Origin of the sequence: Acinetobacter sp. S54, from assembly GCF_016624945.1 — a bacterium.
Taxonomy (GTDB): Bacteria; Pseudomonadota; Gammaproteobacteria; order Pseudomonadales; family Moraxellaceae; genus Acinetobacter.
The window spans coordinates 1-23,076 of record NZ_JACVUI010000002.1 but is presented as its reverse complement, the minus strand read 5'-3'; the positions used below and the strand labels follow the sequence as shown (position 1 = coordinate 23,076).

Sequence of the window (23,076 nt, the reverse complement as noted above, 5' to 3'; positions counted from 1 at the left end):
CATTGCTATAAAGGCGTCATGGCCTTTTAAACTTACAGCCTTAGATTTTAAATAAACGAAATAAGAGGACGTTATCTTCATGAATAAATCAGAATTAATTGATGCGATTGCAGAAAAAGGGGGATTGTCTAAGACTGATGCTGGTAAAGCATTGGATGCGACTATCGCTTCAGTAACAGAAGCCCTTAAAGCAGGTGATACTGTTACTTTAGTGGGTTTTGGCACTTTCAGTGTTAAAGACCGTGCAGCTCGTACAGGACGTAATCCTAAAACTGGTGAAGAGTTACAGATCAAAGCAACTAAAGTACCTAGCTTTAAAGCGGGTAAAGGTTTGAAAGATTCTGTTGCTTAATTGCATTAGTTAAATTAACGCGCCTTTTTGGGCGCGTTTTTTATTAAAAAGTGCAAAAGCAAGAGATTACTCATTCATTCAGCAAGGTTTTTCAGTTAAAATCTCTCCGAAATAAAATAGTGGAATACTTATGGAATCGTTTCGTACAATCATTAAGGGTTGGCTTGGCAAAGTGCTTTTAGTCTTGTTTTTGACGCCTTTAGCGCTTGTAGGTATTGAAGGGTATTTTGGTAGTCATAATAAGGCAGATGTTGCAAAAAATGTAAACGGTCAGGATATTCCTAAAAAAGACGTTGAGAACCTAACAAAAACTTATAAAGATCAGTACTTATCAATGGTTCATGGTGATGAAACCTTATTGAACCAACCTTTTATACAGCAAACCGCATTAGATACCTTAGTTGCTCGTACAGTACTTTTGCAGCAGGCTGAAAAGCTCGGAATTTCTCTGAGTGATGGGCAAATTGAGAAAATGTTGGCGCAACAACCTAGTTTTCAGGAAAATGGCAAGTTTTCTCAAACACTATATGAAAATTATTTGCGTTCAGTCGGAATGACAAGTCAGGCATTAATTACCAGTCTACGTCAGGATCATGCACTTAAAATGCTGACGTCAAGCATCAATAATACCGCACTGGTGAGTAAAGCTGATATTAACCAAATTGCTACTTTGCAAACCGAACAGCGTACTTTGCATTTGGCAAGCATTAAACTTGATGACTATAAAAAAGGGATTACAGTTAGCAATCAGGAAATTACTGATTATTATAACAAGCACCCAAATAGCTTCAAACAGGTGGCTAGTGTTGATGTGGATTATGTGGTTTTATCACCTGTGCAAGTGGTAACTAATGCTGCGGTAACAGAAGCAGAGTTGCAGCAAGCGTATAAAGCTTTTGTTGAAAAACAGCAAAAAGATGCAAAGCGTGACGTGAAACATATTTTGATTACGACAGATGCACGTTCAGATGCTGATGCACAAAAACTTGCTAATGATGTATATGCGAAAATTAATGCAGGCACTTTATCTTTTGCTGATGCCGCTAAGCAATATTCAGATGATACCAGCTCTAAAAATGAAGGTGGTTTGCTGACAGCTTATCAAGCTGGTGTTTTTTCAGCTGAGTTTGATCAAGCAGTAAACTCTTTGAGCAATGGTCAGATTTCCAAACCTGTTAAAACTCAATACGGCTATCATATTATTGAAGCAAATACTGTTGCAGCAACTATTCCTTCATTTGAGTCTGAAAAAGCACGCTTAACTGCTGAGGTACAAAAATCTAAAGCGGCAAATGCATATTCAGATGCAGTAAATAATCTGAATGAGATGGTGGTAAGCAGTGATGATTTAACGGCAATCACTCAGGAAGTGAAATCAACACATGTTGAGTCTACAAAAGGCGTTACATTGGCAACGGGACATCCTGTATTAAGTGACCCGAATGTTAAAACACGTATTTTTAATGACGACGTAAAAAATGGCGATCGCAATGTTTCAAGCAATATCCAGCTTGCCAATGGCGATACGGTTTGGGTGAAAGTTCGTAATTATTATGCTGCAGGTGTTAAGCCATTGGCACAAGCCACTGCCGATGTAAAAGCTAAATTGATTGAAGATAAAGCATATCAGGCTGCTAAAGCTAAACTTACTCAATCTTTAGAGGCATTTAAAAATCAACCCGCTGCGCAAGTAGTGGCAGCAAGTGGTATTAAGTTTGAAGATGCTGGTACATTTACACGTTCACAGGGTTTAAAGCGTGAAATAGAACGTGCAGCATTTAGTGTTTCAGCTCCAAAAGAAGGCTTCTGGTCTGTAACAACAGCAAAACTTCCAGATGAGTTAGTTGTGGTCGGTGTTTCAAATGTAAACTCGACTACTGCAAATGCTTTGACTCCAGAACAGTTGAATGAATTAAGTAAGCTTTATCAGCAGTTCCGTGGGCAGCAAGAATTAGATGATTATACGCAATACTTAAAATCCAAAGCTAAAATCAAATAAGTTAAAAAACCGCTTCGGCGGTTTTTTTATGTCATGAAGTTCCAGAGGATTAACTTAGTGCTACGCCTTCCAATCACGACCAAACTTGGTGGTTTCTACTTCTGTTACTATGCAATTGTTGGAACATTCATGCCTTATTGGAGTTTGTATCTAGAAGATCAAAAATTTAATTATGAGGAAATTGGTTTATTATCCTCCATCGCCATCATTACACGTTTTTTTGCCCCTTTTATCTGGGGTTGGATTGCCGATAAATCAGGTAAGCGCATGAGGCTGGTGCGCATTGCGACATGGATGGAGTCTTGTGTTTGGTTTGCGATTTTCATGATTCCAAATACGTTTCAGTCGATTGCCTTATTAATGCTAATTTTTAGTTTCTTTCAGAATGCGATCTTAGCGCAGTTTGAAGGAGTCACTTTGTTTTGGCTCGAAGATCAGCGAGCAAAACTCTATGGAAAAATTCGTAAGTGGGGATCTGTTGGATTTATTGTTGGTGTGACTGGAATTGGCGCTTTATTGGAAATTATTCCTATTGTTACGCTTCCAGTGATTCTTCTATGTGTCGCATTTTTAGCATTTATCTGGTCGTTTACGATTCAGGAACCCGACTCAGCTCCTCGTGTACAGACAAAACTTGAACCTTTAATGCCGATTTTAAAACGACCAGCGGTTCTGGCTTTTTTTATAATTGAATTTGTTTTGTTGTTTTCACATGCACCATTTTATAGTTTTTATAGCAATTATTTAAAAGAATCGCATTTTTCCACAACAGAAATTGGTTTTTTATGGGCGGTTGGGGTAATTGCTGAAATAATAATGTTTGCCTATGCACATTTGTTTTTATCGCGTTATTCATTAAAAAAATTAGTCAGCTTATGTTTAATAATGACCAGTATCCGCTGGATGATTGCAGGAGTATTTGCCAGCAGTTTTGTAGCACAATTTACAGCCCAGAGTATGCATGCTTTTAGTTTTGGATTATTTCATCTTATTGCAATGAGGATGATTTTTCAGAATTTTACAGCAGGACAACAGGGTCGCGGCCAAGCATTATATAGTACCATGTGGGGGCTTGGAGTAGCTTTTGGAAGTATATTGGCGGGTCATTATTGGACGATATACAATGGATCCGTAATTTTTATATTTGCATCGGGCGTTGTATTGTTTGGTTTACTGGGGGTGAAATGGTTGCCCAACCAGTGTGAACAACCTGTCAACCTAAGAAATTAAACCACTATATTCTGGTATCTGTTTGACCACGGCTGAACTATTTCTAACTGTCCCGCAAGTTGTAGAAGTAAATCTTCACGAGCAAAAGGCGCAATAAACTGGGAGCCCAGTGGCAGGTTATCTTTATTCCAATAAAGTGGAACTGACATGGCAGGTAAACCTGTAATATTGGCTAGCTGCGTGAAGGGTACCCATTTCAAATTTTCACGAATGATTTGTTCTACGAGTTTACCTCTTGCTAGATAGTGTGCTTTTCCTATTTTTAGTAAACTTTTTAGAATTGGTTTTTGCCAAACGGGAGTGCTGACTTCTCCATTCTTAGGGGCAACGGAAGCTGTAGCAGGCGTTAGATATAAATCATAATGATCAAAAAACTGATTCATTTGCGTCACGTAAATCCCCCAATTATTCAAATTGTGAATATATTCATGTGCTGTTGTTTGAGCACCAAAGGCAGCAAGAGCAAGTGAGTCGAGTTCAAATTCATCATGTAGCGCCCCAGACATCTGTTTGATTTGGTGCAACATGTAGGAAAATTGACTAAACCATGTGGTAATAAAATCTTTAGCGACTGCCATTCCATCAATCTTAGGGGCATCCTCAACTACAATATGTCCTAGCGATTCTAGAAGTTGGGCAGTATGTTTCACCGCTGCTATGGCATCCTTAGAAACTTTTGTGCCAATAGGCGATTGGGTGTTAAATGCAATTTTTAATTGTTTCGGCGGTTTATAAACATAATCTAAAAAAGGATGTTCTGGTTTTTCGATCTTAAAAAGTGAACTGTGTTCAAAACCATGAGTTGCATCCAGCATAGCTGCACTGTCACGTACAGACCTACTCAGGACATGTTGAATAGCCGCACCATGCATGGCTTCACTCATCTGTGGGCCCCAAGGGGTACGTCCACGGCTAGGCTTTAAACCAAATAACCCACAATAAGAAGCAGGAATCCGAATTGAACCACCACCATCTCCAGCACCAGCAACCGGTACAATGCCTGCTGCAACCGCAGAGGCTGAACCTCCCGAAGAGCCACCGCTATTATGTTGAAGATTCCATGGATTTGAGCAGCTGCCCCAAGCCTCAGGCTCTGTAACTCCCTTGATACCAAACTCGGGCGTATTGGTGCGACCAAAAGTCATGATGCCTGTTTTTTCCCAGCGATTTACAATTTCGGCATTCGTATCCGGAATGTAGTGACGTTTTTTAAGTGCTTTACACCCATACGAAGTGGGAATACCTGCATATTCCTGAAATAAATCTTTTACTAAAAAGGGTACACCTGCAAATGGGCCAGTCAGAGTTTGTTTTGCTTTTATTTGTGCATATTCATGCATTGGAATAATAATCGCGTTGAGTCTAGAGTTGACTTGATTTGAACGATTTAAGGCAAGTTCGAGCAATTCAATGGGTTGAACTTCTTTTTCATGTACCAGTTTTGCCAATCCTAAGCCATCATAATTGAGATATTCATTGAGTTTCATATGTCCCTTTTTACTCGTCTTTTATTTTCTTGAATTAGTTTTTAAATCAATTAAATAACTTATTCAAGGGGAATAAGAATGTTTCAATTTGAGACGTAACCGATCTGGATAAAAATATTGTTTTTATATCGTTATGATCGAAGGTAATTTTAAAAAAGTATGGTAAGTTAAGTTCATGCGTTTAGTTATCAATAAATCTATGAAAAATATTTATATTGTTGGTTTATTAAGTCTTTGCTGTTCATTTGCTATGGCAGATGAAGCAAAGCAGGATGAAGCGGAAGCAAAAGCTCAAGCGATGGATTTAAGTGCCAATACGATTCAAATTGAAACCCGCCCAGAAATTATGGGATTATGGGGAATGGAAATTCCCACCAATAAGAAGTGTGTGGAGTATTATAATTTTCGTAATGCCAATGAAGTTGTGGTAAAGAGTGGTAAAGAGTGGTCATATGGTGTTTATGATTATCAGCCGTCTCAGGATATGAAAGAAAAATTGCCCGCATTAATTATGCAGATCAAATATGACAATAACGAAGTGGATTGCTCGGGTCGTCAGGAAGATCAGTCGGGTGAGGTATCACAATATTTCGTACAGTGGAAATCACCTAACACCATTAACTTCTGTGCAGGTGAAAATGGCCAACAATGCTTTGCAACTTTGCAACGTGTTTTGCCTTAATTCCGTATAATTAAATATGTGACTATTTTCGTTAGGGAAAATAGTCACATAGAATAAAAAAAACCTCTTATCAAAATAAGAGGTTTTTTTAATTATGCTTTTTCAACCTGTGCTTCTAGTTGTTTTAGCAAATGTTTTTCAAGATAGTGAATATCCATCGCTTGTGCGCAGAATTTTTTATCCTGCAAAATTAAATCTTTGTGCAAAGGAATATTGGTTTTTACACCCGTTAAGATAATTTCATCCAGCGCTTGACGCATACGAGCCAATGATGTTTCACGATCTTTGCCGTGAGCAATCAATTTTGCAATCATTGAGTCATAATAAGGCGGAATGCTATAACCTGGATAGATATGAGAATCTAGGCGAATTCCAGCCCCACCTGGTGCATAAAAATGTTCAATTTTGCCAGGAGAGGGTAAGAAGTTGGTTGGATCTTCTGCATTGATACGACATTCAATGGCATGGCCACGAACTTCGACATCTGATTGTTCAATGTCAAGGCCTAATCCCGCTGCGATACGCAGTTGCTGTTCAATAATATCAATGCCAGTAACCATTTCAGTTACAGGATGTTCAACTTGAACACGGGTATTCATTTCGATAAAGAAGAACTCACCATCTTCAAACAAAAACTCAAATGTTCCAGCGCCACGATATTGCATAAGCTTACATGCATTCACACAAGCTTCCAGAATATCAGCACGTGCCTGTTCGGGTAAGTTAGGCGCAGGTGCTTCTTCCAGAACTTTTTGATGACGGCGTTGTAGTGAACAGTCGCGATCATATAAATGAATCGCATGACCATTACCATCACCAAGTACTTGTACTTCAACGTGACGTGGCTTTTGCAGGAAACGCTCCATATATACGGTATCGTCACCAAACCACATTTCCGCGTCACGTTGTGCCGCCTGAACTGATTCGAGCAGGGTATCCACACGTTCGACAATGCGCATACCACGACCACCGCCACCTGCAGCCGCTTTTACGATCAATGGAAAGCCAATTTCTTTGGCTTCAGCTAAGGCATTATGAATAGTCACAGCATGGTCACAACCAGGAACAGTTGGAACACCTGCCTTTTTCATAGAAACAATGGCAGAAACCTTATTACCCATCAAGCGAATATGCTCAGGGCGAGGACCAATAAAGGTAAAACCCGAAGTTTCTACAATCTCAGCAAATTCAGCATTTTCTGAAAGAAAACCATAACCGGGATGGATAGCATCCGCACCTGTAATTTCTGCTGCTGTAATAATTGCTGGGATATTTAAATAGCTATCACTACTTGCACCCGGGCCAATACATACAGCTTCATCCACGAAACGTAAATGCATTAAATCTTTGTCAGCATCTGAATAGATACCAACGGTTTTAATGCCCAATGTTTTGCAAGCACGGGTAATTCGTAATGCGATTTCACCACGGTTTGCAATTAATACTTTTTGCAACATACAAGCCCCCGTGGATTATGCGCGGTAACGGAATAATGGTTGACCGAACTGAATCACTTCACCGTTTTTCACTAAGATTTCTTCAACAACACCACTTTGGGTTGCTTCAATTGGGTTCATGATTTTCATGGCTTCAATAATACCCAAGGTTTCACCCGCAGAAACAGTTTGACCAACTTTTACAAAAGGTGCTTCACCTGGACTTGGTGCAGCATAGAACACACCCACCATTGGTGAAGTTTCAACCGCACCACGTGGTGTTTTAGCTGCTGCTGCTGCTGAAGGAGCAGCAACAGGTGCTGCTATAGGTGCAGTAGTGTAAACAGGGGTTGGACGAGTAAGTGAGATGGATTGATCACCTTCTTTAACCTCAATCGCTTGTAAGTCAGATTCAATCATCAAGTCGATGAGTTTCTTAATTTTGCGAATATCCATAGGTGAGTATTCCTAAATCATGGTGAATTAATGAAAAGATTGCAGTTTTCCGATGGCAGTGTCGAGCGCATAGGAATATCCTTTTGCTCCCAAACCACAAATAACGCCAACGGCTTTATCGGATAAATATGAGTGATGGCGAAATGCTTCGCGCGCATGTACATTAGATAAATGAACTTCAATAAAAGGAATAGCAACGCCAAGCAAGGCGTCGCGTAGAGCAACTGAAGTGTGAGTTAGCGCGGCAGGGTTAATAATGATAAATTTAATGTCTTCTAACTGGGCATGATGAATGCGATCAACGATGGCACCTTCCCAATTGCTCTGAAATGTTTCTAACTGAATATTGGAGTTTTGAGCTTGGGCAATCAATTGTTGATTGATATCATTAAGAGTAAGATCCCCATAAACTTCTGGTTCACGTTTTCCTAACAGGTTCAAATTCGGTCCATGAATCACCAAAATGGTTGAACTCATTCTGTTTGCTCCAATTCATAAATGCAAATAATCTTTGCAAGATGTCTGCAAAGTTTGCTTATTATGGCATAATTTTCTACATGTTTTTTATAATTTGTTTTAATTGAAGCAGAAAGCGTTTGCCAAAACTTAGCACCTATATTGCAAACTTTGCTGAAAATTGACAATGTTAAAAAATGACAAATTTTAAGGTTTTTTAGTTGGCTATTATTCTAAACCTAATTGACTAAAACAGTTCATTTATTTTGTGTAATAGCCATATGTGAATCGTCAATACATAGAACTTCATTCCATCGAGTCAGGTAATAAGGAGAGCGATAAAGTTGCTTCATTTTCCATTGTGACTGGCAGGAATGATAACCCACTTGCAGACTTTCATTACCAAAGCGTTTTTTAATTGAACTAAGGGTGAGCATCAAATTTTGCCGTTCATGAATTTGTTGTAGGGGCTGCCAAAGGTCATCGATATGTTGCTGCCGAGGATATAATCCGCAAAACATAACGCCGATTTTGATATATTTTTTATTTTTATCAAATAAAACATCAAGTTGTTGTAAAGAAAGCTTGCTTAAAATAAGTAAGTCATCTGTAGCGTATTCAAGGCCAATCGCATGAGTACACGCTTTTTTATAGGGTTTGGTGTCTATTTTTTCATATAGAAAAACCTGAATACAATTGCATAGCTGTTGTTGCTTAACCAAACGGCGATGCGCTCGGTTTAAATGAAAAATTAAAGCCTGTTTTAGTTGGGATAAATCATTTAGGTTTTGTGAAAAGCTTCGAGATGCCAAAATACGTTTGCTTGGAATTTGAGGGTCATCCAGTGAGATACAGGATTGGCCTTTTAGCTCACGGATTGTACGCGCAATAATCACAGAAAACTCTTTCCCAAGATAGTGCTCATTGGCAAAAGTTAAGTCATACGAATTATAAATATTATAGCTTTGTAATCTTTTACTGATTTGATGACCAATGCCCCAGACTTCTTTGGCAGGTGTGTTGATCATTAAGTCTTCTAAAATAAGTGGATCTAGTTTATCTAGATGGCAAACATCGTTAAAACTCTCAATTTTTTTTGCGAAATGATTGGCTAGTTTTGCCTGAGTTTTACTATGGCCGATGCCAATAGAGCAGGGTAATCCTAGCCATTGCTTTAGCGTTTTTACCAGTTGATGACAATACTCTTCTAAATCAAATATAGTAGAGTAGGCAGTAAGATGGATAAAACATTCATCGATAGAATAAGCTTCTGTATCATCTGCATAAAAAAATTGTTGAATAATAAGGAAAAAACGGCGTGACATTTCAGCATATAAAGTATAGTTACTAGAAAACACCTGTACGCCTTGATAGAGAGGATGGTCTTTAATCTGATGCCATGGTACTGCCATTTTAATACCCAGTGCTTTTGCCTCATTGCTGCGCGAAACTACGCAGCCATCGTTATTAGATAAAACTACAACGGGTTGATCACTGAGTTTGGGTTGAAATAATCGCTCACAGCTGACATAACAATTGTTGATATCGATAAGCGCATAATATTCCTGATGAAATTGAGCCATATTTCACCGCAGCTTTTTAAGAATACAAGTCACGACACCCCAGATTTGTAGGCTGTCATTTTCATGGGGATAAATATCCGGAAATTCAGGGTTTTCAGCTTTTAGCCAAAAATCATAAGGCGTGTTGTTTGGACACATATAGCGTTTTACCGTAAATTCATTATTAAGTAATGCAACCACGATATCGCCATGCATGGCTTCCAATCCTTTATCAATAATAATTTTATCTCCTATGTCTATTCCTGCATCACGCATCGACAGTGAATTGACTTTTAACATAAATGTGGATATGGGGTTTTTCACCAGATATTGATTAAGATCAAGTTCTTGCTCAATATCATCCTGGGCAGGTGAGGGAAATCCTGCGGCAATAGATTCCAGCGGAAAAGGAATGTGAATAGAGCTTGTTGTTACAAGTTTTTTTATATTATGAATTGATTCAATATCATTTTGAGGCCGAGGTTGTAGCCATGATTTGATGGCATCTACTCGTGATACAGGCACACGCATGACTACGGTTTTTTCCTGATACTGTGCTTTTCGACCTGCATTGTTGCGTTTTCCACCGTGTTTATGAGGTGGTTCAGATAGGGTTTTATTCATGAGAATCATAAATTATGAATTTGTAACGTAATCAAGATAACAAATGAAATCTAAAAACTCCAGACGCGACTTAAAATTAATGTTTAACATCATGACAAAGAACGAATTTTAGTGAGGGAGCTAAACTTACACTGACAATATGGGATATTTAAGTATTACTTTCGATACTTTAAAGATCGCGATTTACGTTAAAAAATCGAGAGTACTCCTAATGGATAAAATACTCTCGATCTTTTTAGATGCTAAACATCAAGACTCAATTTGTTGTTGAATTAACGGCCATAAAGTTTGATGAGATTTTTTAAACATGAGCATGTGGCCAATCGATTTAAATCCAAATGACTTTGGATTTAGTTCAATCATTTTTGTAGGTGCATTTGGATAAAGACGTAGTAAATCTTTGACATTTATTTCTGTGGCAATTTCATCATCTGTTGCCCAGATGGAAGTCACTGGGCATACAATTTGAGTATGGAAATCGTGATGCACAGTTTTTCCTATAGCATTTTTAATATATCCAGGTTGACTACAAAATTGACGCCATTGTTTGGCTACTAGTTTAGGTAAATTTTCACCCATGCCGATAAATTGTGTCGCTCCGTATCCTTTGATGAGACTTGATGCAGGAAATACTAAATTAAACATCACGGGAGCAAGAAGTTTAGTTTTTCCTTTCAAGCCTTTTATATGGCCAGTTGAACCCGCAACAGCAATCACTCGATGCACTTGATGGTAAAGAGGGTTAATCCCTAAAAGTTGACCACCTGCACTATGACCAAGCAATATCACTTTCTCTGCATGTGTTCGACTTAACAACGTTGTGATTGCAGCAGGAATATCTAATGTTCCCCAATCCACAATACTGGCAGAAGATTGACTTAGACGGCCATGTAATGATTGCCCAATTCCACGAAAATCGAAAATCATGACAACATAGCCTTGTTGACTCAACCAACTTGCAAAAGCATGATAAAACGACTGGGTAATTCCTGTAGCAGGGCAAATTAAAATAGGATAGGTTTTACTGATTTGAGAAGGAGTGTAGAGCTGGGCAGCAAGTTGATAGCCATCTTTACAACTTATCCATAACTTTTCAATATTTTCCATAGAGTGTCATAAAGCAAAAAAATTATATTTTTACTTTATATGAGTTCCAAAAAGAAACCCGATAATTTTATGACTTAAAAGTCAAAATGTGCTATATAACGGGCTTCCAAAAATAAATATAGAGATGGAATCTCATGATTTTTTTGAGTTTTGATGTAAAGCTGGGAATTATTTTTAGTGGAATTTTTCTTTGGATTGGCATGCTTACAGGCGTTTGGAAGTACTATCAAATTCGTCAGTCTCCGCAGTCACGTGCACATTATTATGTTGATATAGCGCACCGCAGTAGTCTTTTGTATGCCCCGGCAAGTTTGATATTGTCAGTGTTAGCTTATTTTTCTGTCTGGCCAGAATCGATTAATTTAATCTGTGTCATTTTAAATTTAATTTTTTTTAGCTTTTCAGTGGGTGCTTATGTTTTGCATGGTTTTTTAAAAGACACAACCAATCAGTTTCAAACACCCCATAAGCTGGGTCAACATCGTTTACCGACTTGGATGATGACATTCGCTATGCTGGGTTTAATTGTAGCGGAAGTAGGCGCTACATTTATTCTTCTAGTTGGAGTGATACTTCAGTTTGTTTAAAAGGCTAACGTAAAATAAGGCATAAAAAATGGATGATTAATCATCCATTTTCTCCATTTTTGCTTTAGCGCGTTCGAGGCTGAGCTGGCGGAATTTGTGATCGACAAAGGCCCAGACTGAAAAGGCAACAGACACCACTAGCGCATACATAAAGTATTCGGGCTTTAAATTGCCTTTTATCATTCCCTGAAATGCAAGCGTCAACATCAGGGCAACAGTGGTTATTCCATAAATCACTGTATCTGAGGTCTTCAGAGCGTTAATGAAGACTTGCTTATTGAAATGTAATGATAACATCTCCATCCCTCCTTTTAAGTTTGACTAAACATAATTGTTTTAGTCGGAATTAATATTACAGTTGTACTTTGAATTTGATGGTATTTCAAGGGGTGATAACATTATTTTCCAAAATACTTACCTTATATATAAAAAATATGATAGTTATTTATATTTTTGTAAGAAATATCGGTATTCCTATCAAAAATATTTATATATATTGAGAAATTATTTGGAAGCCTTTTACATCGTATGTAAATTCTTTAAAAAGAAACATACGACTTAAGCTAAATAAAGCATGAATCATGCCAGCTATTTTGAAAAGTACACTACCTGAGGTTGATTTTTAGCCTAAAAGGCTTTTCTTAAAATTTAATTAAAAATATTGAGTAATAAGTCTATTTCTATAGCTCGTTTAGAAATTTCTTCGAAAAAATTTGATGCAGTATTTTTATACGAAAATGTTGATAGGAGTGAATGACGCTTTTTGCAAAATGTCGTGTTTTAAATTGGAGTTAAAACAAAAATGCCTGTTTTGGGTAAAAACAGTGGCATTTTTATTGGGCTTAAAATCAAGTTTGGGTAAAACGAGAGTCTAATTTAACAACAAAATAATCAAACGATTGGTTTTTTGATTTTGTCGATCACAATAGAAATGACAAGTACTGCAATAGAAGGAATAAGCCATGCCAAATTTTGTGCATTTAATGGTAAGTTCTGAACGAAATCAGGAAGAGATGCTTCAAAACCAGCCACTTTTAATCCTTCAATAATGCCAAATAAAAATGCAATAGCTGTAACAGGCGCCACTACGCGAGCGGGTACATGCCAGAATTTCCAGAAAAAACTTAGCATAATCACAACGATAGCGGGGGGATAAATTGCAGTTAAAACAGGAACTGAAATTGCGATGAGTTTAGTTAATCCCAGATTAGAAATTAATAAAGAAAAGCCAACAAGAACAAACACAAACAATTTATATGGTAGGTTGGTTAACTGTGCAAAATACTCAGCACACGCACACGTTAGGCCAATTGCAGTCACCATACAGGCAATAAAGATTAAGACAGTTAAAAATAAGGAACCCAAATCACCAAAAGCGTGTTGTACATATGCATGTAAAATGACAGCGCCATTGCTTGCATTTGGTGCAACTTCATGACTACCTAGCCCAAGTTTAAACAAACTAATATAAACCAAGGTTAAGCCAATGCCTGAAATAATGCTGGCAATCACCGCATAGCGTGTCACTAATCGTGGTTCACGTACTCCACGCGAATAAATCGCTTGAATAATCACGATACCAAATACCAATGCACCCAAAGTATCCATGGTTAAATAACCATTTACAAAGCCTTCGGAAACAGGATGAGCCACATAGTTATTAATCGCAGGTGGGATATAGCCTGAAGGGATCAGAAAAGCAGCAATACCTAAAACTGCCAGTGCAGCAATTTTTAAAGGAGCGAGAAAACGACCCACAGTATCCAATAGTTTATTTGGATAAAGCGAAACTAAAGTAACAAACGCAAAATAAACAATACTATAAATAAGTAAGCTGTGACTTGATGTACCAAAATAAGAGGAGAAGCCGATTTCATAAGAGACGGTGGCAGTCCGTGGGGTGGCAAATAATGGTCCAACCGATAAATAGCATACAATCGTCAATAGTAGACTAGCGACACGTCCAAGCGGTGAACTAATCATGGCAATAGAGCCTTCCATACGTGAAAGCGCCATAATTGTGATAACAGGCAAACCTACAGCAGTAATCAAAAAGCCAGCTGAGGCTAACCATACATGTTCACCTGCTTGTTGAGCAACAATCGGTGGGAAAATAATATTACCGGCCCCAATGAATAGAGCAAAGGTCATAAAACCGAGTGCAATAATATCTGAAGTGCGAAGACTGGTCATAAAGTGGGTGTTAGTAATAAAAACATGCAAATTTTAGTATAAAAATAGGATGTTTGTGCAATTATCTAAGCAAATGAAATGTTGAGGATTAAAGTGAAATTAGAATAAATGGTAAAAATGGTTAAATTAAACTTTTGAAAACAAAATTGAAATTTTAGTGGCTTCAATGCTTTACTTATAAATTTTTGTTATGAACAGGAGGAAAGATAAGAATCATTTGATTAAAAAATGATCTAAATTTTATGATGATACTTTCTAATTAGAAATGATAAGCATTAATACGATGCAAGTAGGATGATAAAGGGAGTATAATTCATACAATCATAGAGGGGATTGCAATGCGAGCATCTACAGTTACCATCAAAACTGAACAAGATATTGAAAATTTGCGTATTTCTGGTCGTCTGGCTGCGCAGGTTCTGGAGATGATTGCTGAACATGTTAAACCGGGTGTTAGTACTGAATATCTGGATGATATTTGCAATGATTATATTGTGAATACATTGCAGGTGATTCCAGCCAATATAGGTTATCACGGTTTTACTAAAACCACCTGTACTTCAGTTAATGAAGTGGTTTGTCATGGAATTCCTTCTCCGACTAAAATTCTGGAAGATGGCGATATTATTAATATTGATGTTGCTATTATTAAAGATGGCTATTTTGGTGATACGAGTCGTATGTATTTGGTGGGTGATGTTCGTCCAGACGCAAAAAAACTCGTTGAAACTACTTATAAAGCTATGCATGCAGGTATTCAAGTCGTTAAGCCCGGGGCAACCTTGGGTGATATTGGATATGCGATCCAATCGGTTGCTCAGGCTGAAGGCTATAGTATTGTACGTGAATACTGTGGTCATGGTATTGGAAAAATTTATCATGAACAACCCAATATTCTGCATTACGGTCAGCCAGGACAGGGTATGGTTTTGCAAAAAGGAATGGTCTTTACGATTGAGCCAATGGTCAATGCAGGGCATGCACAAGTTAAAGAGTTAAGTGATGGCTGGACAGTGATTACCAAAGATAAATCGCTATCGGCACAATGGGAGCATATGGTCGCGGTAACTGAAACAGGTTATGAATTACTTACGCCGTGGCCAAATGGCACGGGCTCATATCCTGATATTGAAGTTTTAGCTGTAACAGTGGCTCAGTAAATATTTGTATACAGCTTATTTCTACAGAAATAAGCTGTATTTATTGTTATCTTGTGCCTAATTGTTCAACTAAATAATCAATAAACACTCGAACAGCAGGCAATTGACCGCGACGTGATGGATAAACTGCATGAAAAATACCGTGCGGTGCTTTCCAGTCAGGCAAAATTCGCACCAATTCACCCGTGCGCAAATATTCATTGGCAATCGTATCCGGAAGTAAAGCTACACCACAGTTTTGGCTTGCTAGTTTTGCTAGCATTAAGAGATTTGAGGCCATAACCACTGGATTGACTTTAATTTTATCTTGTTGATTTTGCATGTTGTGTAAGATGATTTGCTGATCTAGATGATCATCGGCCAGACTTAAAATGCGGTGTTCAGCAAGATCTTCAGGCTTTTTGATTGAGCCGTATTCGTTTAAATACGCCTGACTGGCAAAAATATGTTGTTCAATGGTGCTGAACTGGCGGATTACCAGACTCGGGTCATCATCTAGATTGGAGCGTACGCGTAAGGCAAGATCGATCCCTTCATTAATCACATCAAAACGTCGATTACTAATAATAAGCTGTACACGAATTTCAGGATACAATTTCAAAAAATCGGGCAAAATTTGTGACATCTGATTTTGTGCAATATCAACTGGGACGGTCACTTTGATCACACCACGAGGTTTAACACTCAAGTGATCGACTAGATCATGCGCAGCTTGTGCAGCATTCATCATGACTTGAGCATGTCGATACACATTCATACCGATTTCAGTCACTGCAAAATGGCGAGAACTGCGCTGAATTAGACGTACACCAAGGCGTTCTTCGAGGTTATAGACACGACGACTGAGTTTGGATTTTGGAATGTCAGTGGCACGTTCGGCCGCACTAAATCCACCATGTTCAACGACTAAAGCAAAACAATAAAAATCGTCTAAATCAGTGAGCATAATGGGTTTCCATTCGGCAGAAAATTTAATGTTATAAGGATTGCTGCACATTATACCCAATAATTTTAGAGTGTTATGTTAAACCTGAGTAAATAAGTCAAATTATGCTAAAGCTGCGGGAGGGTTAAGTAGAAACTCTTTTACTTTTTTATATTCTTCTAGCCTCAAAAAATCGCGTTGAGTTGGCGATTGGATTCGGCTTAGATCCATATTATCTGCAAGATCTGCCAGCTTGATGGTTCTAGCCAGTGAATTTTTCACGATTCTTTTGGCTGCATCTAAACGGCTTTCACCTTCTTTCTTCGTCAATGCGACTACCGCATCGATTATATTCTGGCTAAACCCCAAAGTAATTAAATCCACAATCGTAGTGTCTGTATCTTCCAATAAATCATGCATTACTGCGACCATTTTTTGATCCATACCTTCAACATTTAGCATCAATCGTAGAGGATGTAAAATATAAGGTTGCCCCGCTTTATCAAGTTGTCCCGCATGTTTTTTTGTTGCCAGTGCAATGGCTTTTTCTAGTGTTGACATGAAATCTCCATTTCAAAAATGCCATTAATTCAGAATTCACACAATTGAGCACGTTTTTTTCTTTATAGAATAATAAGCATGAGTTGAAATGAATAGCAATTCACCCAAGGTCGATTTTAAAAAAATTAGATGCAAGCAAATATTTCTTTTACACTATTAAGCTAAATTTTTGAGTAAAGCATATGTCTTACCATCTTATTCAGCAGTCTGATGCTTCTACCAATATTTGCTGTCCAATTTGCCAGTATGCAGTAGTTGACTGGGCGCAGGAGCAATACGTTCAGCCTTGTGAGCATACTTTATTTATCGCTATGGATCTGGGATTTGAGTTTATTGCAGATCGATTTGAAGTTCACATGCAACAAACTGTAGATGAGTTACATGAAGATCCAGATATGAATATTTTTGCAGCAATTCGTCAGACAGCATATCCTGAGTTAACCATCATTCAAACTGATTTGGGCGTTCAAAATTTATCACGCTATGTGGGGTTTAGTCCTGATTAATCTTGGTTTGATTGCTGAGAAGTTTTGGACTGATAAGTGGTCACTTCTTTTTCCAACCATTCAGTAAACTTTAGAATTAGTGCATTGTTGTGTTGCTCTGAATAAACAAAATAGTAAGAGCGCGCTCCGACCAATTTTAATGAGGATGCAATAACCAGATCACCATTGCCCAATTCTTTTTCAAGTAACATTTGTGGAATTAAAGCTACACCTAAATGATGGGTCGCTGCTACCGCCAGCATGGAAAAAAGCTCATGACGCTGACCTTCCATAGCATACGGGTAATCATATTCTGCAGCAGTAAACCATTCTTTCCAGATATAAGGTCGTGTGGTTTGTTGTAATAATGGTAATTGACTAATTTGTTCAGGCGATAAATCAATGGGCTGTTTGTGATCAATATGAATGTCAGAAAAATATTTTTGAATCAGGGCTAAAGAGCAAACCGGTACAACTTCTTCCTGCATCAGAAATTGAATTTTTGCACCTGGCCAGTTTTCAATTTGAGAAGGTGTCCCCGCATAAATAGCCGCATCAAAAATATGATCACTAAATAAAAAAGGTTTAGTACTAGTTTCAAGATGGATCGTAATTTCAGGATAAATTTCATTAAAACGATATAACCGGGGCAATAACCAGCGCGTGGCAAAAGTCGGGACTACACCGAGTTTTAACGTTCCACCCAAGCCTTTATGTGACATTAAATCCAATGTACTTTGTTCGATTCCAAGTAAATACGGTTTGATACTCTTAAAATATTGCTCACCCGCCTGTGTCAATTCAACACCGTGACGGGTGCGATTAAACAACTCAATATTTAAAAATTCTTCCAATTGTTGGATTTGTCGAGACACTGCGCTTTGAGTAATGGAAAGTTCCTGAGCTGCATAGGTATAACTTTTATGCTTGGCAGCTGATTCAAAACAAATCAATGCTTGTAAAGATGGAATCATGCGCCGCATATCATACTTCCTTGTTGCAGTTGTGAAATCAAGATATTTGGAAATCACATATAATTTTTAAATGCTCTATATCATATTTATGATCAGAGTAGCTTATTTCTTAGAATCTAGATCAAACTCTGATCTAAAACAAGCATAAGATATGCGTAAATGGAATGACTGTATGCAAATTTATCGTTTGCTGCTTTGACCATGACATCGTAGCATCAGGTCAATGACAAACAAACAGGCTAGGGAAGCGATGAATCAAATGGTCGATACAGCTAAAAAATCTGCACGTGTTCACTTCAATTGGGAAGATCCATTCTTACTCGAACAACAGTTAACTGAAGAAGAGCGCATGATTCGTGATTCTGCACACGCATATTGTCAGGATAAATTGATGACACGTGTGTTAGAACAATTTCGTCATGAAACCACTGATCCTGCTATTTTTCGCGAAATGGGTGAGTTGGGGCTGCTTGGACCTACTATTCCAGAACAATACGGTGGCTCAGGTTTAAATTATGTCAGCTATGGTCTGATCGCACGAGAAATAGAACGTGTCGATTCAGGTTATCGTTCAATGGCAAGTGTGCAAAGTTCTTTAGTGATGGTACCAATTAATGAATTTGGTACAGAAGAACAAAAGCAAAAATATTTACCAAAACTTGCCGCGGGTGAATATATTGGCTGTTTCGGATTGACTGAACCTGATCATGGTTCTGATCCGGGAAGCATGATTACACGTGCCAAAAAAGTAGAAGGTGGTTATCGTTTGACGGGCGCCAAAATGTGGATTACTAACAGCCCAATTGCGGATGTGTTTGTGGTCTGGGCAAAAGAAGTTTCTGCTGAAGGCAATGTGGGTGAAATCCGCGGTTTTATTTTAGAAAAAGGTTGGGAAGGACTTTCTGCTCCAGCAATTCACGGTAAGGTTGGTTTACGTGCTTCAATTACTGGTGAAATTGTCATGGATAATGTATTTGTTCCAGAAGAAAATGCATTTCCCGAAGTTCGTGGTTTAAAGGGGCCATTTACCTGTTTGAATAGTGCACGTTATGGGATCGCATGGGGCGCAATGGGTGCAGCTGAATTTTGCTGGCATACAGCACGTCAATACACCTTGGATCGTAAACAGTTTGGGCGTCCATTGGCTGCAAACCAACTTATTCAGAAAAAACTGGCAGATATGCAAACTGAAATTGCTCTGGGTTTACAGGTGGCATTACGGTTTGGTCGTATGAAAGATGAAGGGATTGCTGCGGTCGAAGGCACCTCGTTAATCAAACGTAATAATTGCGGTAAAGCATTGGATATTGCACGTTTAGCTCGTGACATGATGGGCGGCAATGGCATTAGTGATGAATTCGGCGTTGCGCGTCATTTGGTTAATCTTGAAGTCGTGAATACTTATGAGGGAACACATGATGTACACGCTTTAATTTTGGGACGTGCTCAAACCGGTATCGCAGCATTTGGCAACTAAGTCGCTTCAAATTTTTTAAATCCAAATCAAGCTTAATTAAAGATGCGCTTAGCGCGTGTCTTTAAGGATTTTTGTCTAAAAAAAGATAATACAAACAAACAGTCAGGGATTCATCATGAAATTTTTCATGGGAACGTGACACTTTGCTTGGGCTAGATACAACATCAGTAGCAAAGCGATCAGGACATGATCAATCGATGAAAAACCAAGACTCATTTAGGAAAAATGAGGTGAAATAACATGAACAATGATGTTCAAACGGTTGCAGGAAATCTTCCCCGTAGTTTAGCTTCCAATATCGGAACTTATGATCGAATCACCCCCAACACCTGGAAATGGGCGCTGTTATTTGCCTACTTTGCGATGGTGGTCGATGGGATCGATATTATGTTGCTGTCTTATAGTTTGACCAGTTTAAAAGCAGATTTTGGTTTGTCGACGTTTCAGGCGGGTGCATTAGGCAGTGCATCGCTAGCAGGTATGGGAATCGGTGGTATTTTAGGGGGGTGGGCATGTGACAAGTTTGGACGTGTCAGAACCATTGCTCATTCGGTCACATTCTTTTCAATTGCAACGTGTCTTTTGGGCTTTACCCAAAGCTTTGATCAGTTTATGGCACTTCGTTTTATTGGTGCTCTAGGAATTGGTGCACTTTATATGGCATGTAATACCTTGATGGCTGAATATGTACCGACTTCATACCGTACTACTGTTTTAGGAACATTACAGACTGGGCAAACTGTGGGTTATATTGTCGCAACGCTTTTAGCAGGAGCGATTATTCCTGAACATGGCTGGCGTATTCTGTTTTTTATTACGGTGATTCCTGCAATTATTAATGTCATTTTACAGCGCTTTGTTCCTGAACCTAAATCATGGCAATTAACAAAAATTGCAGCTTTAAACCCAGAAAAACAAAAAACTGAGCAACAGGACGTCAAACCTAAAAGCAGCAGTATTTATAAACAAATTTTCAATAATTTTAAGCATCGTAAAATGTTTTTACTTTGGATGACCACCGCATTCTTTTTGCAATTTGGTTATTACGGGATTAACAACTGGATGCCGAGTTATCTTGAAACTGAAGTCCATATGAACTTTAAATCGCTGACGAGTTATATGGTTGGTTCGTATACCGCCATGATTCTTGGCAAAATTTTAGCAGGATATTTAGCCGATAAATTTAATCGCCGTGCCGTTTTTGTCTTTGGTACGCTTGCTAGCGCAATTTTCTTGCCTGTGATTATTTTCTTTAACACGCCTGACAATATTCTTTATTTATTGATCACCTTCGGTTTTCTTTACGGTATTCCATATGGTGTGAATGCAACCTATATGGCGGAATCATTCTCAACAGATGTACGTGGAACTGCTATTGGCGGTGCTTATAACATTGGTCGTGTTGGTGCTGCGATTGCACCTGCAACTATTGGCTTTTTGGCATCTGGTGGCACTTTTACGATGGCATTTATTGTAATGGGTGCAGCCTATTTTATCGCAGGTGTATTGCCGGGTTTATTTATTAAAGATCGTCAGTACGATCCGCAAAAATCATGAATTAAACAAGGCTGACATTTCGTTCGGACGTCAGCTTTTGGAGGAGCAAATATGGGCGCATTGACCGGTTTAACTGTACTGGATCTGAGTCGGGTTTTAGCAGGACCGTGGTGTGGTCAAATTCTGGCAGACTTGGGTGCAGAAGTCATTAAAGTGGAACGTCCCAAAGTGGGTGATGATACTCGTATGTGGGGACCACCGTGGATGTTAAATAATCAGGGACAACTCACTAAAGAAGCAGGTTACTACCAAGCAGCTAATCGTAATAAATATTCTGTAGCTATTGATATTGCCTCTGAAGAAGGACAACAACTGATTCAGGAAATGGTCAAAGATGCAGATGTGCTGATTGAAAATTATAAAGCAGGTTCATTGGCAAAATATGGATTGGATTATGCAACGCTAAATAAAATTAATCCCCAATTGATTTATTGTTCAATTACAGGGTTTGGGCAAACAGGTCCGCGTGCAGAAGAACCTGGTTATGATTTTGTTATTCAAGGCATGTCTGGGCTAATGAGTATTACTGGTGAAGAGAATCAAGAACCACAAAAAGTCGGTGTTGCGGTTGCAGATATTCAAACTGGCCTGTATGCCACAGTTGCGATTCAGGCAGCATTATGGTCACGTTTAACTACAGGTAAAGGACAACATATTGATTTGTCTCTTTTAGATGTACAAGTTGCGGCACTCGCTAATCAAGGTATGAACTTTCTGACTACAGGAAAATCCCCTGTACGAATGGGAAATGCACATCCTAATATTGTTCCATATCAGTTATTCAAAGCTAAAGATAAAGATTTTATTATTGCTTGTGGTAATGATAAACAATTTAGGGATTTGTGTATTGCTATTGAACGAACCGATTTGTTAGAACGTTCAGATTATCTGACCAATAAAGATCGTGTTGCAAATAGAAATAAACTAATCGCGATATTGAGTGCTCATTTCCTAGCGCACGCTGCAAATTATTGGGTAGAAAGGATTCACGCTAAAAAAGTTCCTGTAGGCATGATTAACTCGATTGAAGATGCGTTAAATGAACCACAAATTCAGGCACGTCAGATGATCGTAAATATTCCACATTTACAGAATCAGGCATTTAATATGATTGCCTCGCCTATTAAATTGTCAGAGACTCCAATTGAATATCGCAATGCACCACCGCAATTGGGTGAACATACTTTTAAAATATTGAAGCGCTATAAATCAGATGCTCAACTTAATCAATTAAATGAAAAAGGTATAATTGATGGAAAAGCAAACAAGGAATATGAAGAAAAGATCAATATTGATTAAAAATTACCCTGTTAAAAGTTTTTTTAAAATTATGACTTGCGTTGATTTACAAAATGTATAGAATACGCAGCATCCCGACGCGAAACACGATGAAGATCTTGGCTATTAAGGGTTAAGATTTTGGTAAGAGTTTTGCGTTAAATTTTTTGCTGACGAGGCAAGGAATAGATCATTAAGAGCATAGAAGAACAACTTGTGTGGATTTTTACTAATTGATTAATCGAAATATTATCATTAATTGATTGGTTTAAATTACTCGAAGTTTATTTGAGCGAAATTTAAGTCAGGAAATTGATGAGCCAGAATTGGCACCTTGTCTTTAATAAGGTGCGAAATGATTTTAACTGAAGAGTTTGATCATGGCTCAGATTGAACGCTGGCGGCAGGCTTAACACATGCAAGTCGAGCGGGGGGATGTACTTCGGTATTGACCTTAGCGGCGGACGGGTGAGTAATACTTAGGAATC

At 38.3% G+C, this 23,076-nt stretch carries 22 protein-coding genes and 1 rRNA gene; 11 read left to right on the top strand and 12 right to left on the bottom strand.

Going from position 1 to position 23,076, the window contains the following annotated elements; genetic code table 11:
- Positions 1–79 precede the first annotated feature (79 nt).
- The 3 genes from IAE20_RS02970 (at position 80) to IAE20_RS02960 (ending at position 3,581) form a co-directional block, all read left to right on the top strand.
- Positions 80–352, top strand: a complete 273-nt coding sequence (locus tag IAE20_RS02970; RefSeq protein WP_120369226.1) for an HU family DNA-binding protein — start codon at positions 80–82, stop codon at positions 350–352.
- Between the two features lie 130 nt (positions 353–482).
- The gene (locus IAE20_RS02965) at positions 483–2,351 is read left to right on the top strand and encodes a SurA N-terminal domain-containing protein (protein ID WP_200481060.1); all 1,869 of its coding nucleotides are present in this window, start codon (positions 483–485) and stop codon (positions 2,349–2,351) included.
- Between the two features lie 57 nt (positions 2,352–2,408).
- The gene (locus IAE20_RS02960; protein WP_320159384.1) at positions 2,409–3,581 is read left to right on the top strand and encodes an MFS transporter; all 1,173 of its coding nucleotides are present in this window, start codon (positions 2,409–2,411) and stop codon (positions 3,579–3,581) included.
- On the opposite strand, the gene IAE20_RS02955 is transcribed toward IAE20_RS02960, so the two are convergent.
- Complete coding sequence (locus tag IAE20_RS02955; protein WP_200481059.1) at positions 3,578–5,068, bottom strand: amidase; 1,491 nt, start codon at positions 5,066–5,068, stop codon at positions 3,578–3,580. The two genes, IAE20_RS02960 and IAE20_RS02955, sit on opposite strands and share 4 nt — an antisense overlap.
- A gap of 175 nt (positions 5,069–5,243) precedes the next feature.
- Here IAE20_RS02955 and IAE20_RS02950 point away from each other — a divergent pair, with 175 nt between their 5' ends.
- Complete coding sequence (locus tag IAE20_RS02950; protein WP_200459396.1) at positions 5,244–5,750, top strand: hypothetical protein; 507 nt, start codon at positions 5,244–5,246, stop codon at positions 5,748–5,750.
- A gap of 92 nt (positions 5,751–5,842) precedes the next feature.
- On the opposite strand, the gene accC is transcribed toward IAE20_RS02950, so the two are convergent.
- From accC to IAE20_RS02920, 6 genes are all read right to left on the bottom strand, one after another.
- Complete coding sequence (gene accC / locus IAE20_RS02945) at positions 5,843–7,207, bottom strand: acetyl-CoA carboxylase biotin carboxylase subunit (RefSeq protein WP_200459395.1); 1,365 nt, start codon at positions 7,205–7,207, stop codon at positions 5,843–5,845.
- 15 nt (positions 7,208–7,222) lie between these two features.
- Positions 7,223–7,642: an acetyl-CoA carboxylase biotin carboxyl carrier protein gene (gene accB, locus IAE20_RS02940; RefSeq protein WP_200481058.1), complete on the bottom strand. Its 420-nt coding sequence runs from the start codon at positions 7,640–7,642 to the stop codon at positions 7,223–7,225.
- Positions 7,643–7,669: 27 nt separating this feature from the next.
- A complete protein-coding gene (aroQ, locus tag IAE20_RS02935) occupies positions 7,670–8,119 on the bottom strand; it encodes a type II 3-dehydroquinate dehydratase (RefSeq protein WP_200481057.1) in 450 nt (149 codons plus the stop codon).
- Between the two features lie 236 nt (positions 8,120–8,355).
- Positions 8,356–9,681 (bottom strand): Y-family DNA polymerase, encoded by a 1,326-nt coding sequence (locus IAE20_RS02930; RefSeq protein WP_200459392.1) that lies wholly within the window; start codon positions 9,679–9,681, stop codon positions 8,356–8,358.
- 3 nt (positions 9,682–9,684) lie between these two features.
- Positions 9,685–10,284: a LexA family protein gene (locus IAE20_RS02925; protein WP_200459391.1), complete on the bottom strand. Its 600-nt coding sequence runs from the start codon at positions 10,282–10,284 to the stop codon at positions 9,685–9,687.
- A gap of 249 nt (positions 10,285–10,533) precedes the next feature.
- Entirely contained in the window at positions 10,534–11,391 is an 858-nt protein-coding gene (locus IAE20_RS02920) for an alpha/beta fold hydrolase (RefSeq protein ID WP_200481056.1), read from the bottom strand.
- Between the two features lie 134 nt (positions 11,392–11,525).
- On the opposite strand from IAE20_RS02920, the gene IAE20_RS02915 reads away from it, so the two are divergent.
- The gene (locus tag IAE20_RS02915; RefSeq protein ID WP_200481055.1) at positions 11,526–11,978 is read left to right on the top strand and encodes a hypothetical protein; all 453 of its coding nucleotides are present in this window, start codon (positions 11,526–11,528) and stop codon (positions 11,976–11,978) included.
- Positions 11,979–12,014: 36 nt separating this feature from the next.
- On the opposite strand, the gene IAE20_RS02910 is transcribed toward IAE20_RS02915, so the two are convergent.
- Both IAE20_RS02910 and brnQ read right to left on the bottom strand, forming a co-directional pair.
- Positions 12,015–12,275: a hypothetical protein gene (locus IAE20_RS02910; RefSeq protein WP_200459388.1), complete on the bottom strand. Its 261-nt coding sequence runs from the start codon at positions 12,273–12,275 to the stop codon at positions 12,015–12,017.
- Positions 12,276–12,869: 594 nt separating this feature from the next.
- Entirely contained in the window at positions 12,870–14,171 is a 1,302-nt protein-coding gene (gene brnQ / locus IAE20_RS02905; protein WP_200481054.1) for a branched-chain amino acid transport system II carrier protein, read from the bottom strand.
- A 338-nt stretch (positions 14,172–14,509) separates the two neighbouring features.
- On the opposite strand from brnQ, the gene map reads away from it, so the two are divergent.
- Positions 14,510–15,331 (top strand): type I methionyl aminopeptidase, encoded by an 822-nt coding sequence (gene map, locus IAE20_RS02900; RefSeq protein ID WP_200481053.1) that lies wholly within the window; start codon positions 14,510–14,512, stop codon positions 15,329–15,331.
- Between the two features lie 46 nt (positions 15,332–15,377).
- Here map and IAE20_RS02895 read toward each other — a convergent pair whose 3' ends face one another.
- Together IAE20_RS02895 and IAE20_RS02890 are read right to left on the bottom strand one after the other, a co-directional pair.
- Positions 15,378–16,277 carry a LysR family transcriptional regulator gene (locus tag IAE20_RS02895; protein WP_200459385.1) on the bottom strand — a complete coding sequence of 300 codons (900 nt, stop codon included), beginning with the start codon at positions 16,275–16,277 and terminating at the stop codon, positions 15,378–15,380.
- A 102-nt stretch (positions 16,278–16,379) separates the two neighbouring features.
- On the bottom strand, positions 16,380–16,817 hold the full coding sequence (locus IAE20_RS02890; protein ID WP_200459384.1) for a guanosine-3',5'-bis(diphosphate) 3'-pyrophosphohydrolase: 438 nt from the start codon (positions 16,815–16,817) through the stop codon (positions 16,380–16,382).
- 182 nt (positions 16,818–16,999) lie between these two features.
- On the opposite strand from IAE20_RS02890, the gene IAE20_RS02885 reads away from it, so the two are divergent.
- Positions 17,000–17,323, top strand: coding sequence for a hypothetical protein (locus IAE20_RS02885; RefSeq protein WP_200481052.1), 324 nt, complete (start codon positions 17,000–17,002; stop codon positions 17,321–17,323).
- Here IAE20_RS02885 and IAE20_RS02880 read toward each other — a convergent pair.
- Positions 17,320–18,285 (bottom strand): LysR substrate-binding domain-containing protein, encoded by a 966-nt coding sequence (locus tag IAE20_RS02880; protein ID WP_200481051.1) that lies wholly within the window; start codon positions 18,283–18,285, stop codon positions 17,320–17,322. The two genes, IAE20_RS02885 and IAE20_RS02880, sit on opposite strands and share 4 nt — an antisense overlap.
- A gap of 241 nt (positions 18,286–18,526) precedes the next feature.
- Between IAE20_RS02880 and IAE20_RS02875 the strand changes: the two genes are divergently transcribed.
- From IAE20_RS02875 to IAE20_RS02860, 4 genes are all read left to right on the top strand, one after another.
- The gene (locus IAE20_RS02875) at positions 18,527–19,753 is read left to right on the top strand and encodes an acyl-CoA dehydrogenase (RefSeq protein WP_200459836.1); all 1,227 of its coding nucleotides are present in this window, start codon (positions 18,527–18,529) and stop codon (positions 19,751–19,753) included.
- 240 nt (positions 19,754–19,993) lie between these two features.
- A complete protein-coding gene (locus IAE20_RS02870) occupies positions 19,994–21,310 on the top strand; it encodes an MFS transporter (RefSeq protein WP_200459381.1) in 1,317 nt (438 codons plus the stop codon).
- A gap of 51 nt (positions 21,311–21,361) precedes the next feature.
- Entirely contained in the window at positions 21,362–22,609 is a 1,248-nt protein-coding gene (locus tag IAE20_RS02865; RefSeq protein WP_200459380.1) for a CaiB/BaiF CoA transferase family protein, read from the top strand.
- Positions 22,610–22,950: 341 nt separating this feature from the next.
- Positions 22,951–23,076, top strand: a 16S ribosomal RNA gene (locus IAE20_RS02860); the annotation flags it as partial.